Raw genomic sequence first — 16,294 nt, 5'->3', positions numbered from 1 at the left:
TAAATAAAAAGCAAAGGGATTTACTCAGGTAAGACCAGTAGAAACTTCTTTAAAGTAGCGAAGGAGCTGAATTTTCGGCGATGAGTGGCAAGGTATGCCGTAAATGGTGCAACTTTGCAGCGCTGAATGCAGGATGCAAAATGTGAAAAAGGGGGAGCCTGGCTCCCCCATTGAGTTGTTTCAGTTAGCTGTTACTTCGTTCAGCCGTTACTCCAACCAGCAGTTACGCCAACCAGTGTTGCAGCTGGCGGGCCATGCCAACTGGCAGCAAGTGAGCGCGGCTTAGCAAGTGGCTGCGCCAGGGCTCGGCCAGCAAGGTGGGGCAAATTCGCATCTCCCGTCCCCGGTCAGCCACGCGCACCAACCGATCGATGAGGGTCTCCAGCGGCGGATGCACCGGCCAGTGAGGATAGAGGTCGGCAGTCGCGATCCCGGCCAGCTCGCACACCCGCTCCTCTTCCTCATCTCCCTTCCCAGCAACCATTGGCCAGGGGTGAAGCACCTGTAGCCAGCCCGGTCTTGCCGCCTCCAGCAACTGGCCCAGCGTCGGCTGAGCAAAGTGGGGATCCCCTGCGGCTTTGAGCAGATGACGCGCCCCCGCCAGCACCACCACTCCGTGGGGGGGAAGTGCAAGAAGATAGTCGGCCAGCGCCTGATCCCGCCCCCTGTTGTGTAGCTGCCACCGCTCCGGGCTTATCTCCTGCCACTCGAATAAGGGCTCGCAGAGATGCACCCGCAGCCGCATATGTTCAGGGCGCGCCAGATTGCTCTGGCGCAGAGCGGAAAAGAGAGCCGGAAACTCGGGGGCCATCCAGGCGGGAAAGGCACAGGAGTCGAGCCAGACCGGATAAAGCCGTGCCAGCGTCAGCGGCGCACCCTGCCAGCTATCCTGCCCCGCCAACCAGGCATCGAGCAAGCCTTGATGGCGGCGGTTGCCGCACTCCAGCACCAGATCGTTCATGATTCCCCAAAGCGCCGGATCGCAGAGCCAGGCGTGCTGACGCCGGATAAAATCCGGGTGCCAATGCGGCTCCCCCAGCCCTACCAGCTTGCCCGCCAGCAAGGCTTCCCGGATAGCGGCAACCGGGGTCATGCGCCCCCCTCCTGCCGGATGTGCGGTTGTTGTCCGACCCCATCGACCCGCTCACAAATAAGGGCGCCGATATTTGCCAGCCAGTCGGGATGCACCATCTCCTGATGCAGGCAGGGGAAGCGCTCATAGCGGATTTCCCCTTTTGTCAGCAACTCCCAACCGCGTCCATCCAGCCAGGGCTGGCGGGAAGCTGAAGCCTCGATAAAGATCACCTCCCCGTGGTAGCAGTAGTCGACCGGCTGACGGATCAGCCGGTTGTTGTGGCCCACCAGCTCAATCATGGCGCTCACCACCTGCTCGTCGAGCATGGCCAGCGCACTCCCCTCTGCCCCCAGTCGGGCCACCACGTCGCCCCGAGTAAGGGAATCGAGCGCATCGTCCGCAACCGCAATGCCTCCCATCCGCAGCAACGCATCGAGCATCCGCTGCTCGTCGGGCAACGGCTGGGTCTGCCACTGCTGACAGGGGTAGGCATCGAGCAGCAGCACCATGGCAACCTCCTGTCCCTGCTCTTGCAGCATGGCGGCCATCCGGTGCACCAGCATGCCCCCGAGGGACCAGCCGAGCAGCCAGTAGGGCCCCTCGCTCTGCTGACGACGCAGCTCGGTCACATAGTCGAGTGCCAGCTCGTCGAAGCTGGCGGGCAGCGGGGCATCCGGCTGGCAGAGCGCCCTTGCCTGCAGGGCATAGACCGCCATATCGACCGGCAGATGGGGCACCAGCGGCGCATAACACCAGCCGAGCCCCCCTGCGGGGTGGACACAAAAGAGAGTGGGGCCTGATGCGCCCGACTGCGCACCGGACGCTCGCAGGGGCAACAGCATGGGCATTGCCTCCCGTTCGCCGCCAAGACGGCGCGCCAGCTGGGCGGGGCTCGGTGCTTCGAACAGACTGGCCAGAGTGAGAGCCTGTCCGAGCGACTCTTCAATGCGCACCACCAGTTGCGCCGCCAGCAGGGAGTGGCCGCCGAGGGCAAAGAAGTTATCGTCGGCGCCGACTCGCACCAGCCCCAGTATCTCGGCGAAGAGGCGACAGAGCCGCTCCTCCAGCAGGTTTTTCGGCAGTGACTGACCCACCGCCGACGCCATATCGGGCAGCGGCAGCCCCTTGCGATCCAGCTTGCCATTGGGGGTAAGCGGCAGTTCGGCCAGGTTTACCAGGAGCCCCGGCACCATGTAGTCAGGCAAGGCTGCGCCAAGGGTGGGTACCAACTCGGCCAGCGTCAACTCGCTGCTATCTGCGGCCACCACGTAGGCCACCAGACGGCGATCGCCGGGAGCAAATTCGGGGGCCAACACTACCGCCTGCGCCACTCGGGGATGGCGCAGCAGCACCTGCTCGATCTCCTCCAGTTCGATACGCTGGCCACGGATCTTCACCTGAAAATCGAGGCGCCCCAGATACTCGATGGCGCCATCCTCGCGCCAGGCGGCCAGATCGCCGCTGCGATAGAGCCGTCCCGCGCCGAAGGGGTTGGCAATAAAGCGCTCGGCGGTGAGCTCGGGCTGGCCAAAGTAGCCCTCCGCCACCTGCACGCCGCCGATCCAGAGCTCCCCCGCTACACCGGGGGGCACCGGCTGCAACCAGGGGTCGAGAATGTGGATACAGGTATTCCAGACCGGATAGCCGATGGGCACGCTGGTCACCGCCTCGTCTGCCCGGCAGGGATACCAGGTGACATCCACCGCCGCCTCGGTCGGGCCATAGAGGTTGTGCAGGGGGGCTGAAAATGCCCCATACCAGCGCTGCACCAGATCCGCGGGCAGCGCCTCGCCGGAGCAGAAGACCTGCCGCAGGGCGCGGCAACGCGCAGGCTCGGCTTGTGCGACGAAGACCTGCAGCATGGAGGGGACAAAGTGCAAGGTGGAGATCCCGGCCTGCTCAATCAGCTCGGCAAGGTAGGCGGGATCCTTGTGGCCGCCCGGTTTGGCGAGCACCAGCCGCGCCCCGGTCATAAAGGGCCAGAAAAACTCCCAGATGGAGACATCGAAACCGGCCGGGGTCTTTTGCAGCACCCGATCCGCCGGCCCGATGGGATACATGTGCTGCATCCAGAGCAGCCGGTTGACGATGGCGCCGTGGCTCACCACCACCCCTTTGGGCCGACCGGTCGAACCGGAGGTGTAGATGATGTAAGCCGCATCTTCCGGCTTGGGGGCTGGCAGCTCACAAGGTGCTGTCGTTGCCAACTCTACCGCCGCCAGCTGCTCTGCCACACCGGGGGCATCGAGGCAGACAAGTGGCGCGGCCACATCGAGCGGCATCCTCAAGGTGCGACTGGTCAGCACCAGCGCAGGGGCGCTGCTGGCGAGAATGTAGCCGATCCGCTCCGCCGGATAGTCCGGATCAACGGGTACATAGACGGCCCCCACCGCCATGATGGCCTGCTGGGCGAGAATAAGCTCGGGAGAGCGCGGGATCACCACCGCCACTCGGCAACTGGGGCCCACGCCCCTCCCCGCCAGATAGCTGGCCAGCTGGCGGGTACGCTGGCGCAGCTCGGCCACACGCCAGCGCTCGGCGCCACACTCCAGCGCGATGGCGCTCTGATCCGCCGCCGCCAGCCCTTCGGCCAGCAGTGCGCTCAGGGTAGTGGTCGGCAGCGGATGGTCGGTTTGGTTCCAGCGCGCCAGCTCAGCTTGCTCACAGGGCAGCAGCAGCGGCAAGCGCACTGCCAGGGCCTCGTCATCCGCCTCACTCCAGGCGGCGAGATAAGCTACCAGCCGGGCCAGATGACGTTCACTCTCCTGTTGGCTGAAGCGCCCCTGATGTGCTTCGAGGGTCAGGGTCATCGCGCCTGCCTCCTCGGCAAAATAGAAGGCACACTCCTCCACCGGCCCCGCCGCCAGCACCTGCACCTCGCCACGAACCTGGTTGAGCCCTTCACCAAAGCTGAGGGTTCGGGCAAAGGGCATCAGATTGACCTGAGGGCCAAACAACGGCTGGCCCGGCTGACGCTGTTGCAACCACTCCTGACGGCAGCCCTGATGACGGCGCAGGGCGACAAATTGCCGCTCGACCTGTGCCAGCAACGCCCCTACCCGGCAGGTGCCGCTCAGCTCGATACGCAGGGGCACCACATTGACCTTCATGCAGGGGGTATCGGCCGCCGCTGAGCCCAGCCTCCCCATCAGCGGAATACCCAGCACCACCTCGCCAGCGCCACTCATTCGCTGCACATAGCTGGCCACCGCCGCCAGCAGCAGGCTGTAGGGGTGGCAGGCCGAGCGACTCGCCCGCGCCACCAATGCCTGCCACTGGCGGCCAGCAAGCCGCTGCTCAAGACGATAGGTGGGGCCCGGCCCTTGCGCCGGACGGCGGGAGAGCGACGCCGGGTTCTCCACCCCGGCCAGCTGCTGCACGAAGAAATCGCGATCCCGCGCGGCGCGTGGCGAATCCTGATAGGCCGCCTCCTCTGCCAGTACCTCCAGCTGGGATGCATAGCGGCAGGGGGCTGGCAGCTCGCCGGCGCAAAGCCCCTCATACCAGCTCACCACCCTCTGGCAGAGCAGGCTCAGGCCAAAGCCGTCAATGGCGATATGGTGCACGGCGATAAACCAAGCCCACCGCCCCTCGCCAAGGCGATAGAGGGTGGTGGCAAACAGCGGCCCCCCGGCCAGATTGAAGGGGACGGCCAACTGCGCACGCATCTCGGCCTGCGCAGCGGCGAGCGGGTCGGCTTCGCTGCGCAGATCCCGCTCTGCCAGCTGCCAGCAGGCGGGGTTGGCCACCATCTGCGGGCCATCGGCAGTAGCCACAAAGGCGCAGTGCAGACCGGGGATCTCGTCGATGGTCTGGCGCACCGCGCGGGTGAAGTGATGGGGTGCCAGCGCCCCCTCCAGCAGCCAGTACTCGCCGGTATTGCAGGCGGGGCTCTGCGGGTATTTTTGCTGGGCAAACCAGATGCCAGCCTGAGCTGTGGTTAGCGGCCAGCGCGGGTGCTCACCGCGCTGGTGGGTGGCGCGCATCGCCATTGTCTGTTCCATGGGAATGTCCTTGCGCAAACATCGAGCGGGCAGCGGCTTGCCCCTGCCCGCATGGCTGAAAAGCGAGGAGACAAGGCCTCCTCCATAAAGAGAGTGTCACGCCTGCCAGATCGGCAGCACGTGGGCTAGACCCCTAGGGTGGCACCGCCATCGACCACCAGATCCTGCAGGGTGATATGGCTGGCCGCATCGGAGGCGAGAAACAGCACGCAGGCAGCCACCTCGTCGGGTGTTCCCAATTTGCCAAGGGGGATCCCCAGCTTGAACTGCCCGGGCAGGCCCGCGATGGTTCGCAGTTCCCCTTCGCGCTGTTCCCCCTCCTGCCACATGCCGTACAGCATCGGGGTACGGGTCGAGCCCGGTGACACCAGATTGCAGCGCACGCCGTAGGGAGCAAGTTCCAGCCCTGCCGTTTGGGTGAGACTGCTCAGCGCCGCCTTGGAGGCGCCATAGATGCCCATCCCCACTCGTGGCACCCGACCGGCATTGGAGGAGACATTGACGATGGCGCCCCTGCGCCGTCCCTGAAACCAGGGGGTCAGGGCCCGCATCAGATAGAAGGGGGCGAAAGTGTTGATGGCGAAGGTGCGCTGCAAGAGGGCGTCATCCACCTCATCGATCCTGCCGGTCGCCAGTACGCCAGCGACATTGACCAGCACATCGGGCCCCAGCCCCTCGTCCAGCAGCTGTTCGCAGCAGCGGGTCACGGCCTCACTGTTGCTCACATCGATTACCACTCCCTTCACGTTGCCGGGCAGTGCCTCGGCCAGTTGCAGATCGAACGCCACCACGCTGGCCCCCGCCTCGGCAAAGGTACGCGCAACCGCATGGCCAATTCCCTGCGCTGCACCGGTTACCCAGACGGTTCTGCCTTGCCACTCGCTCATGGGGTGCACTCCGGTTCGCTGACGTGCTCTTCGTTGACCTGATAAGCCGTGGCCTGACTGACGTGAAGCTGACGGGAGAGGAGCGCCCACCAATGGGCCAGGGTCGGCGTGCGGGCCAGCTCGGCCAGCTCCACCACCAGCTCCTGCTGACGCCACTCTTCCACCAGCCCCATCACCGCCAGCGAGTCGAGACCGTAGTCGAGCAGGTTGTCATCCTCGGTGGGCTGCTCATGCTGCATCTCGGCGGGCAGCCGTGCCAACACCTGAGCACGCAGCGACTCGCGAGTCAGGGGGCGTTTGCTGGCCGCCATCACCTCGGCCACGGTAATCACCCGACCTGCATTGCGGCTGACGTAGGAGAGCGCCAGCAGATGATCCTCGCGGGAGAAGTCGGCGATGGCATCTGCCACCAGGAAGGGGCGGATATCGCGCATAAAGGCATCGACCGCCGTCTGCATCACCCCGATATGGCCGTAGATGCCGCAGATCACCAGCTGATCCCGCCCCCATCCGGCCATCAGCTCGGCCAGCGGTGAACGGCAAAAAGCGCTGTAGCGCCACTTGGTCAGCACCGTATCCTGCGGCCCGGGTGCCAGCGCCGGAACGATTGGTTGGCGCTCCGGCGCTCGGGTCAACCCCGGCCCCCACATGTCATTGAGCAGCGCCCGATCGGCCTGACTCTGCTCGGCGGGCTGGGCGGTATAGACCACCGGCATGCCAAGAATACGCGCCTGACGGATCAGGGTGGCGATATGGTCGATGACCTGATTGATCAGCGGATTGTCCGCCCCGTAGAAGTCGACGAAATAGTGCTGCATATCGTGGACCAGCAAGGCGGCGCGGCCCGGTTCGAAGGGCCAGTTCACCCGCCCGGTTGGCAGCTCCTCAGCGGTAGGCAGCGGGTAGGCGGCGAGGGATTGAATGGTCATGCACACTCCTTGGCGAGCTGCTCGCGCAGCGTCTGTTTGTCTATCTTGCCGACCGGGGTGTGGGGCAGTTGCTCCACCAGCACCAGGCGATCGGGCAGTTTGTAATCGGCCACCCCCTGCTCGCGCAGGAAACGGCGCAAGCGGGGCAGATTGAGGGGCTCGCGGCACATCAAAAAGGCGCAGCTGCGCTCCCCGAGCATGGGATCCGGCATGGCGACCAGCGCCGCCTGCCGCACCTCCGGGTGGGTCAGCAACAGCTCTTCAATCTCGAGGGCGTCGATCTTCTCCCCACCCCGGTTGATCTGATCCTTGTTGCGCCCCACCACTATCAGATGACCGCCGGGCAAGCGGCAGACCAGATCGCCGGTGCAGTAGAAACCGTCCCGGTCGAAGGCACGCTGATTGTGGGCATCGGCCTTGAAGTAACCGCGAAAGGTGTAGGGGCCACGCGTCCAGAGCTCGCCGCACTCGCCATCAGGCAAGGGGTGCCCGTCGCTGTCTCGCACCTCCACCTCGTCGCCCGGGCTCATCGGACGGCCCTGGGTATTGACGATGTGCCACTGGTCATCCTCGATGCGGGTGTAGTTGACCAGCCCCTCTGCCATGCCAAACACCTGCTGCAAACGGCAACCAAGGCGGCTCGCCACCGCCTCGGCATGAGCCGGGCTGAGGCGCGCACCGCCCACCTGCACACACTCCAGAGAGGTCTGCGGATAGTGGCTGGCCGCCTCCAGCCAAAGCGCCAGAGCCGGTGGCACCAGTGCCGCCCAGTTGACCTGATGGCGCTGCACCAGCGGCAGACAGGTTGCTGCGGAAGGATCCTTTGCCAGCACCACGCAGCCACCGCCATAAAACACTCCGAGTGCCCCGGGGGAGCTCAGGGGAAAGTTGTGGGGCGCCGGCAGGGCGCAGAGATAGATCACCCGCTCATCCCAACCACACACCGCCACGCTCTGGCGCACGCTGTAGCCATAGTCATCGTGGGTACGGGGGATCAGTTTGGGAGTGCCGGTGCTGCCGCCGGAGAGCTGGAAAAAGGCGACCTGATCGGCTGGGGTAGGAGTTGGCGCGATGGCCGTCAGCGGCGAACCATCAGCACGGGCTATGGGGTCAGGCTGACACCATGCAAATCCTGACTGAAGATCGGAGCCTTCTGCCTGCTCGAACAGCAGTATCTGACAAGAAGGCGCCACCAGTTCGTCAAGGGCCACAAGGCTTCCCGTTTCACCGGCATAGCCGGGGTGAGAGGGGCTGAGTACCAGCAAGGCAGGCTCAATCTGGCGGGCAAAGGCTACCAGCTCGCGCCGCTGATGGCTGTAGAGGGCGTGCACAGCCACTACGCCGCAGCGGATCAGGGCAAACCAGCAGATATAGAACTCGGCGCAGTTGGGCAACTGCACCAGAGCGGTATCGCCATGGCCCAGCCCGCGCGCTGCCAGCCCCGCCGCCAGCGCATCGACCTCACGCTTTAACTGGCCATAACTGAGGGTGCGCTCGCCGCAGATCAGGGCCGTGCGCTCGGGATAACGTTCGGCGGAGTCATCGAGCAGGGCGGTGAGCGGTTGTCCGCGCCACCAACCTTGTGCCCGGTAGTGGGCAGCCAGCTCGGCGGGCCAGGGGGTAAAGGGTACCAGCGGCTTCATGCAGTTACCTCCGGCTCCCGGCTCTCGAGGCCAAACGCCCGCAGCATGGTGCCAAGCTTGGCGGCGGTCTCCTGCCACTCCGCTTCCGGCGAGGAGCCCACCACGACCCCGGCGCCAGCATAAAGCCGCAGTTGCCTGCCAGCCAGCACGCCACAGCGAATGGTGACTACCCACTCGCCATTACCATCGGCATCCATCCAGCCGACGGCGCCGCAGTAGAAGCGGCGATCGTACCCCTCGAGCCGGGCGATGGCCTGACGTGCTGCCGAGAGCGGCGTGCCGCATACCGCTGGCGTCGGGTGCAGCGCCAGCGCCAGAGCCAGCACGGGAGAGGGCTCATGGAGCCGTCCGGCGATGCGGGTCGAGAGGTGCCACATGGTAGGAGTGGCGATCACCTGCGGCTCCAGGGGGACGTCCAGCTCGCGGCAGAAGGGAGCGAGGGCCGCAGCGACTGCATCGGCCACCAGCGCATGTTCATAGCGATCCTTCTGGGCCCCCAGCAGTTCGGCACTGGCCGCCTGTTGATCGGAAAACGCGTGGCGCGGACGGGAGCCCGCCAGCGGATTGCTCACCACTTCCATCTCACTGCGTGACACCAGCAGCTCGGGGCTGGCACCAAGCAGGGTCTCCCCCTCCGGCAGCGGGATCTGGAACACATAGGCCCCCGGATTCTGGGCCAGCAGAGAGCCATAGGCGTGTGCGGGGGAGGTCTGCTCTGCGCTCTGCACATCGATGGCGCGCGACAACACCACCTTCTCGAGTTGCCCCTCGCTAAACTGCTGCAACGCTGCCCGCACCGCCCCCTGATAGTGGGCTGAGCCGGTCACTTCGCTCACCTCGCCATGGAGCTGGCAACAGCTGGCGGGCAACATCGCATCCCTTGCGACCCACTGCGATTGCGCCGGGATCACCAGATGCCAGGGGGATTGGGTGTCAAACGGAATGGCGCCGATGGCGATGGGATTGACCATCCCCTGCTGGCGCAACTGACGCAGATGGGCGAGCAGCTTCTCCGGCGGGATGCCGGTAAAACTGTCGTGGATACCGGAGGCGACCAGTACCCTGTCACCGCTTGCAAAACAGCACACTTTATCCAGCCCGACCGCTGTGGCGGGCCACTCTCCTTCCAGTGCATGGTCACACATGACGGTGCTACTCCTTGGAATGAATCACTGCCTGACACGACTTAAAGTGAGTCATTTGACAAAGTGAGTCATTTGACTCACCAGATATCAGGGTGAACGGCATCCTAACAAGGAGCGAAAAAACGATCAATACAAATGAGAATCAATTTCATTAACTTCTTTTTAGTCAAAAGCAGGTGACGAACGAAACTGAACTTCGCCGATAAAAAAGAGTTGCGATCGGAGCAAATTCAACTTGATAATGATAACGCTTATCATTTGTATATTATGGAAGATGTAAATAATGAAATCCTCAACCTCCCGTTTTATTGCTCCCAGTCTGCTGGCCACCACCATCGTCACTCTGCTGACCCAGCAAGCGATCGCTGCCAGCAACGCCCCTCAAGCCGACGAGGTGATCACCGTCACCACCACGGCGCACAATACCCGCTCGGCACCGGCCTCTATCTCTGTCATCACGGCAGAACAGATCGCCGCCGCACCGGTCAATGACCTTGCCGACCTGCTGCGCCACGAAGTGGGCATTCAGGCTGAAGCTGACACTAATGGCCGCAGCGATATCGGCATTCGCGGCATGTCCGGCAAATACACCCTGGTGCTGGTGGATGGCAAACGCCTCTCCTCCTCCAATGCTCTGTGGCGCGGCGGCAACTTCGACAACACTCCGGTTCCCCTTGGCATGATCCAGCGGGTCGAGGTGATCCGTGGCCCCATGTCGGCACTTTACGGCTCCGATGCCATCGGTGGTGTCATCAACATCATCACCAAGCAGCCGGGCAAAACCTGGCAAGGGGCGGCCGATGCCGACTTCAAAGCCATCGAGGGCAAGGATGGCGGCGATCAGCACAGAACCAACCTGGGCTTTACCGGCCCGCTGACCGACAACCTGCTGATCCGGATGAACGGCGAGGTGTATGACCGTCAAGCCTGGACCCCCACCGAAGCTGCTGACGGCATCCCCCTTATCGAAGCCAAACAGACCCGCAACTTCGCCTCCACCCTCAGCTGGCTGGTGGATGAGCAGCAGCGCTTCGAGCTGGATTACCTCTACAACCAGGATGAGCGGCCTCTCGATATCTTCCGCAAAACCGGCAACAAGGTGCACAGCCGCCAGCAGCAAAACGATCGCAACCTGTTTGGTCTGACTCACAAGGGGAACTGGAGCTGGGGTGACACCACCGTCATGGCCAACTACGAGAGCTCCCAGATCGACGACTTCAACACCAGCTACTCTGCCCCACAGCAGCGGGAGCTGGAAGAGAACACCTTGACCCTCAAGGGCTATACCAACCTAGCGCTGGCCAACCACTACCTGACCCTGGGTGGTGAATATCTGGACCGGGAGCTGGTGGATGCGGTGAGCTACAAGGATATCGGCGGCAAGGAGAGTCACTCTCAGGAGGCGCTGTTCGCCCAGGATGAAATTGGCCTGACCGACAGCCTAACCTTCACGCTGGGCGGCCGTTACGATCACCACGAGATCTACGGCAGCCACTTCACCCCGCGCGGCTATCTGGTCTATGAAATGAACGATGTGGTGACCGTCAAGGGCGGGGTCAGCCAGGCCTTCAAGGCACCGGCACCACACCAGTACTCCAACGGTTACAGCATCGAGAGCTGCGGCGGCAGCTGCCGCATCTATGGCAGCGACAAGGTCAAGCCAGAAACCAGCACCAACTACGAGCTGGGTGTCATCGCAGGAGAAGGGATCTGGGAAACCAGCGCCACCCTCTTCTACTCCGACATCGACGACATGCTCACCTTCAAGCAGTTGCCGAACTCCACTGACCGCACCTGGTACAACCTGGAGAAAGCCACCACCAAGGGGCTCGAGCTGACCGGCAAGCTCGATCTCACTGACAATATCAACCTTGGTGCCAACTACACCTACCTCAAGGCTGAAGGCGATCAGGGCCAGGCTCTGCCCGAGCGGCCTGAGCACAAGGCCAACGCCAAGATCACCTGGCAGGCCACCGAGCGGGTTAATGCCTTTGTCGGCACCACCTACACCGGCACCCAGTTTGCCGAGCAGACCGTCAACAAGGTTGTCGTACTGCACAAGCTGCCCAGCTATCAGACCTTCGATCTCGGCACCGGCTTCAAGGTCACCGAGAACTTTGACCTGCGACTGGGGATCAACAACCTGACCGACGTGCGCCTGCAAGAGAAAGACACCGTCTTCCAGAACGTCGAACCGGGTCGCAGCTACTACGTCAGCGGCTCAGCCCGCTTCTAAGGTAGCCAAGGCCGATATAACAGAGCGCGGGCCCATGCCCGCGCTCTGTTAACCAAGAGAATAAGGGGAAGATCCCCACTGGACAGCAAAGAGCATGCAGATTTCCATTTGTCATCAGGATCGCTCATGTTCACCTCACTTCTGAATGCTTCACCCCTTGCCACCCTGCCCACCCCTGACGAGATGTTAAAGGCCAGACCCTGTCCGGCACGGCTCGCTCGCCAGATCGCACGCAGCCGCCAGCAAGCCCGCCATATTCTGCAGGGAGAGGATGATCGCCTGCTACTGGTGATCGGCCCCTGCTCCATTCACGATCCGGCAGCCGCCCGCGACTATGGTGGCCGGCTCGCTGAACTGCAGGGCCAATACGGGGAGCAACTGCAACTGGTAATGCGCACCTATTTCGAAAAGCCGCGCACGACGCTCGGCTGGAAAGGATTTATCTTCGATCCCGACCTCGATGGCAGCGATCGACTGGAAAAGGGACTAACCCAGGCTCGGGAGTTACTGTTGGCACTTGGACAGGAAGGGCTCGCCTGTGCCACCGAATTTCTCGATCTCACCAGCATGCTCTATCTGGGGGATCTCATCAGCTGGGGTGCCATTGGCGCTCGCACCACCGAATCCCAGCTCCACCGCCAGCTGGCCTCGGCCCTTCCCTGCCCCATCGGTTTTAAAAACGGTACCGACGGCAATATCCGGATCGCGGTAGAGGCGATCCTCGCCAGCCGAGCGGCCCACCTCTATACCCAACCTTCCGGTGATGGCCAGCTGGCACTGGTGCGCAGCCATGGCAACCCCGACTGCCACCTGATCCTGCGCGGTGGCCGCCTGCCCAACTATCAGAGCTTTCATGTGGCAGAGGCTGGCGAGCTGCTGCGCCAGCATCATCTGTCACCCCGGCTGATGATCGATTGCAGCCACGGCAACAGCCAGAAGCAGCATGCCCGCCAGCTGCTGGTTGCCCGTGACATTGCCAACCAGCTGGGGGCAGGTAGCCATGCCATCGCCGCCATCATGGTGGAAAGTTTTATCTGCGAAGGGCGTCAGGAGATTGGCAGCAAACCGCTGTGCTACGGCCAGTCGATCACCGATAGCTGCATCGGCTGGGAACAGACAAGGCAACTGCTCGATATGGTGGCAGAAGGGGTGGAGGTGCGCCGCCAGCAGCGGGTCGCTCTGGCGGGATAAATGGCGGATTAGAGAGATAACGCAGAAAAGAGTGTGGCCCCGATGGGGCCACCTTGTTGTTCACTGTCTGACGCACGTCAGGCGACTGACTCACGCTCCACCAGCTGGGCTTCAAACTTGAGCGCCAGGCCGTCCACCGGCTTGTGATCGAGCAGGCGCAGCGCCAGTTCAGCAGCGCGGCTGCCCATCTCCTCGATGGGGTAGCGCACTGTGGTGAGCTTGGGATAGATGTAGCGGGCGTAGGGGATATCGTCGAACCCCACCACCGACACCTGCTGCGGGATCTTGTAACCCCGCTCCAGCAGGCAAGAGATCGCCCCCGCCACCATGCCGTCGTTGAAACCGAGCACGGCCGTGAACTCGACACCACGGGCCAGCAGTTCACTCATCGCCACATAGCCGCCATTTTCGTCGGCAAAGGCGCGGCTGACGAGTGCAGGATCAAAGGCGATCCCGGCTCTGGCCAGGGTCTGGGTGTAACCGGCCATCCGCTGCTGACCATCTACAAACTCTTCATCATCGGAGGTGATAAAGGCGATGTTGCGATGACCGGCATCCAACAAGTGCTGGCACGCGGTGGTGATCCCCGCCTGGTTATCGAGCCAGACGCAGCGATCCTCAAAGCCCGGCACCTGACGGTTGATAAACACGATGGGGGTAGAGCCTGCCGCCAGCTCGCTCAGCTCCTCATCCGGGAGCGCCTTGCTGTGGAGGATCAGCGCATCGCACTGGCGCTGCAGCAGCGCCTGAATGGCATGACGCTCGCGCGCGATATCGTGGTTGCCAGACATGACGATGGTGAACTTGTTGGCCTGATCGACCATGGTTTCGATGCCACGCATCATCTGGGCAAAGAAGGGGCCGCCGCAGAGGTCGCCAACCAGCACGCCAATGCAGTTGGAACGCTTGCTGACCAGTGCCTGGGCAAAACTGTTGGGTCGAAAATTCAGTTCCTTCATGGCCGCCAGTACGGCCTCACGCTTTTCCGGTGCTACCTGTGCCGTGTTGTTGATAACCCGCGACACGGTGGAGATAGACACATTTGCCAGCTGAGAAACGTCTTTAATCGTTGCCACTATCCATTCCTTTATTGTGGGGGAACCTGTCGGTGCCGACGCCTGAGTATACCCTGCGGCCTGATGCAATTCCCGGAGCCAGGTCACCAGGCATGTTTCCTTTGGTAACAAAACCTTACCCGATGATACCCGGCAGCAGGGAAATTTGAAAACAGGGGCCGGCTGGCGGCCCCCGACTCAATAGGCGTGATTGAGCTCCCGCTCCGACATGAAGCGCAGCGGCTGCTGCAGCTTGTGCTGATAAATGAGATCGAACGACAAGACGTTTTGTACGTAGTTGCGGGTCTCCTTGTAGGGGATACTCTCGACCCACACGTCCATCGGCTTGTTGTCACTCTGCTCTCGCCAGCGTTTTACCCGTCCCGGCCCGGCGTTGTAGGCAGCAGCAGCCAGGATCCGGTTGCCGTCATAGACATCCAGCAAGCGCTTGAGATAGGCGCTCCCCAGACGAATATTCATCGTCGGATCAAACAGCTGCTGCTCGTTGCGATAGGGCACCCCCAGCTTGCCGGCAGTCTCTTTGGCAGTAGCAGGCATCAGTTGCATCAGACCGCGCGCCCCCACCGGCGACTGGGCCAGCGGATAGAGGGCACTCTCCTGACGGGAGATGGCATAGAGCAAACTGGTGTTCATGGTGCGCTCTTGCGCCATCTGGGAGAAGGTGCGCTTGAGCGGCAGCGGGAAGCGCAGGTCGAGGGCATCCCACGCTTCGGCGCGAATGCTGGCGAGAATGGCCAGCTCGTGCCACCCCTGATTGAGGGCGATATGACCAAACTCGATACGCTGGGCCACCGGATTGCGATCCATGTTGTGGATCCACTCCGAGCGGGCCGCCGCAATCTCGTTCATCGAGAGCAATTCGCGCACCCGCAACAAGAAGGGCCAGCGCTGGCTGGCCGTGCGCCAGTCCGGTACATGCTTGACGCTCTGGTTCTTGATGCGATAGGGCACGCCGGTGCGCTGGGCGGCCATAAAGCCGTAGAAACCGCGCAGGTTGGCGGTCTCCAGATAGAGATCCCGCGCCGGTTTTTGCTGCCCCTGCACTTCAAGGGAGCGCGCCATCCAGTAGCGCCAGCGATCCTCTTTCTGACGGGCCATAGGCATCATCTTCACCCAGCCGGAGAGGCCACGCCAATCCTGCTCCCAGATGGCCAGTCGCGCCCGCAGCTCGGTGATATCGGGATCCGCCAGCTTTTTCACCGTGCTGTCGACCCAGCTGCGCTGGGCTATGGAGCGATCCAGCAGCAGGCGGCGGGCAATGGCACGCTCAACCGGTTTCACCTCGGCCTGGGTCAGGCCGAAACGGCTGCGCAACAGCGCAAGCTGGCGCAGCACCGACTCCGGCTCCTGATTGGCATAGCGGGTCAAGCCGAGGGAGAGCAGCTTGCGGGAATAGGGATTGCTGCTGAAATAGGCCGGGTTCATCGCCTTGGCGGGCTGCTCGAACAGGGTCACCATCTGATCGCCATAGCTCTGCAAGCCGCTACCCAGGGTCGCGCCAAGGTGGCGGATCAGATTGGGGTTTTCCGCCTCGAACGCCAGCGTCATCCGCTGCCAGATCTTCTCCTGGGTTCGCTGACCGGATGCCTGCCACAGCTGGAACAGCGGGGAGCAGGCATCGGGACGCGATTGACCGCTCATCCAGATCTTGCCCGCCCCCTGCAACGCCTCTTTCGGGTTGCCGGTGTAATAGAGCGCCTGATAGTGCATGCAGAGCAGGTCGGTGGAGCTCGGCTTGGCTGGATAGAAGCGCAGGAACTGCGACCACTGCTGGCTCTGGGCCAGATAGGTCAGATAGCTGCGCTCCAGCCTGTTGGACTGGGGGGTATCTCCATGCTGGCGGATAAAGCGGGTCACATCGTTGTAATCGGCTGCCCCCGGACGAAAGGCGAGCTGATAGTAATCGAGGTAAGGGAGCAGGGGGTAATGGGTCAAACGGGCACGAATTTGCTGGAAACGGGCCTGATCATTGGCCCGTACGGCGTCATACGCCTGACGGTAGAGCGTCTGGTCGGCAGTCTGCGCCATCAGGGTCGGCACAAACAGCGCCGACAAAACAATTCCCCATACAGCTTTCACTGAACATCTCCATTGAAGGCAATACACCG

General features: G+C 62.9%; 10 protein-coding genes. 2 read left to right on the top strand and 8 right to left on the bottom strand.

Annotated features, from left to right (window positions below):
- Positions 1-223: 223 nt before the first annotated feature.
- The 6 genes from AB5Y84_RS20325 to AB5Y84_RS20300 all read right to left on the bottom strand — a co-directional run bounded on the left by AB5Y84_RS20325 (position 224) and on the right by AB5Y84_RS20300 (position 9,683).
- Positions 224-1,093, bottom strand: coding sequence for a hypothetical protein (locus AB5Y84_RS20325; RefSeq protein ID WP_368177618.1), 870 nt, complete (start codon positions 1,091-1,093; stop codon positions 224-226).
- Complete coding sequence (locus tag AB5Y84_RS20320) at positions 1,090-5,079, bottom strand: amino acid adenylation domain-containing protein (RefSeq protein WP_368177617.1); 3,990 nt, start codon at positions 5,077-5,079, stop codon at positions 1,090-1,092. The genes AB5Y84_RS20325 and AB5Y84_RS20320 overlap by 4 nt, the downstream gene beginning before the upstream one ends.
- Positions 5,080-5,204: 125 nt before the next feature.
- The gene (gene dhbA, locus AB5Y84_RS20315; RefSeq protein WP_257725660.1) at positions 5,205-5,966 is read right to left on the bottom strand and encodes a 2,3-dihydro-2,3-dihydroxybenzoate dehydrogenase; all 762 of its coding nucleotides are present in this window, start codon (positions 5,964-5,966) and stop codon (positions 5,205-5,207) included.
- Positions 5,963-6,895 carry an isochorismatase family protein gene (locus AB5Y84_RS20310; protein WP_257725659.1) on the bottom strand — a complete coding sequence of 311 codons (933 nt, stop codon included), beginning with the start codon at positions 6,893-6,895 and terminating at the stop codon, positions 5,963-5,965. Before AB5Y84_RS20310 ends, dhbA begins: the two co-directional genes overlap by 4 nt.
- Positions 6,892-8,538: a (2,3-dihydroxybenzoyl)adenylate synthase gene (locus AB5Y84_RS20305; protein ID WP_160881810.1), complete on the bottom strand. Its 1,647-nt coding sequence runs from the start codon at positions 8,536-8,538 to the stop codon at positions 6,892-6,894. Before AB5Y84_RS20305 ends, AB5Y84_RS20310 begins: the two co-directional genes overlap by 4 nt.
- The gene (locus AB5Y84_RS20300; RefSeq protein WP_257725658.1) at positions 8,535-9,683 is read right to left on the bottom strand and encodes an isochorismate synthase MenF; all 1,149 of its coding nucleotides are present in this window, start codon (positions 9,681-9,683) and stop codon (positions 8,535-8,537) included. Before AB5Y84_RS20300 ends, AB5Y84_RS20305 begins: the two co-directional genes overlap by 4 nt.
- 283 nt (positions 9,684-9,966) lie before the next feature.
- Between AB5Y84_RS20300 and AB5Y84_RS20295 the strand changes: the two genes are divergently transcribed.
- Positions 9,967-11,919 (top strand): TonB-dependent receptor, encoded by a 1,953-nt coding sequence (locus AB5Y84_RS20295; RefSeq protein ID WP_150388806.1) that lies wholly within the window; start codon positions 9,967-9,969, stop codon positions 11,917-11,919.
- A 126-nt stretch (positions 11,920-12,045) separates the two neighbouring features.
- Positions 12,046-13,110, top strand: a complete 1,065-nt coding sequence (locus AB5Y84_RS20290; protein WP_368177616.1) for a 3-deoxy-7-phosphoheptulonate synthase — start codon at positions 12,046-12,048, stop codon at positions 13,108-13,110.
- Positions 13,111-13,187: 77 nt separating this feature from the next.
- On the opposite strand, the gene AB5Y84_RS20285 is transcribed toward AB5Y84_RS20290, so the two are convergent.
- Positions 13,188-14,186: a LacI family DNA-binding transcriptional regulator gene (locus tag AB5Y84_RS20285; protein ID WP_040066127.1), complete on the bottom strand. Its 999-nt coding sequence runs from the start codon at positions 14,184-14,186 to the stop codon at positions 13,188-13,190.
- Between the two features lie 177 nt (positions 14,187-14,363).
- Positions 14,364-16,265 (bottom strand): transglycosylase SLT domain-containing protein, encoded by a 1,902-nt coding sequence (locus AB5Y84_RS20280; protein ID WP_368177615.1) that lies wholly within the window; start codon positions 16,263-16,265, stop codon positions 14,364-14,366.
- Positions 16,266-16,294: the final 29 nt, after the last annotated feature.

Origin of the sequence: Aeromonas sp. s11 (assembly GCF_040907945.1) — a bacterium.
GTDB lineage: Bacteria > Pseudomonadota > Gammaproteobacteria > Enterobacterales > Aeromonadaceae > Aeromonas > Aeromonas veronii.
This window is presented reverse-complemented; position numbering and strand designations above follow the sequence as displayed.

Excerpts from the sequence above, each read along its gene's own strand:
- AB5Y84_RS20320 (WP_368177617.1), bottom strand. The coding sequence starts at position 5,079 with ATGGAACAGACAATGGCGATGCGCGCCACCCACCAGCGCGGTGAGCAC.
- AB5Y84_RS20310 (WP_257725659.1), bottom strand. The coding sequence starts at position 6,895 with ATGACCATTCAATCCCTCGCCGCCTACCCGCTGCCTACCGCTGAGGAG.
- AB5Y84_RS20290 (WP_368177616.1), top strand. The coding sequence starts at position 12,046 with ATGTTCACCTCACTTCTGAATGCTTCACCCCTTGCCACCCTGCCCACC.
- AB5Y84_RS20325 (WP_368177618.1), bottom strand. The coding sequence starts at position 1,093 with ATGACCCCGGTTGCCGCTATCCGGGAAGCCTTGCTGGCGGGCAAGCTG.
- AB5Y84_RS20305 (WP_160881810.1), bottom strand. The coding sequence starts at position 8,538 with ATGAAGCCGCTGGTACCCTTTACCCCCTGGCCCGCCGAGCTGGCTGCC.
- AB5Y84_RS20300 (WP_257725658.1), bottom strand. The coding sequence starts at position 9,683 with ATGTGTGACCATGCACTGGAAGGAGAGTGGCCCGCCACAGCGGTCGGG.
- AB5Y84_RS20295 (WP_150388806.1), top strand. The coding sequence starts at position 9,967 with ATGAAATCCTCAACCTCCCGTTTTATTGCTCCCAGTCTGCTGGCCACC.
- dhbA (WP_257725660.1), bottom strand. The coding sequence starts at position 5,966 with ATGAGCGAGTGGCAAGGCAGAACCGTCTGGGTAACCGGTGCAGCGCAG.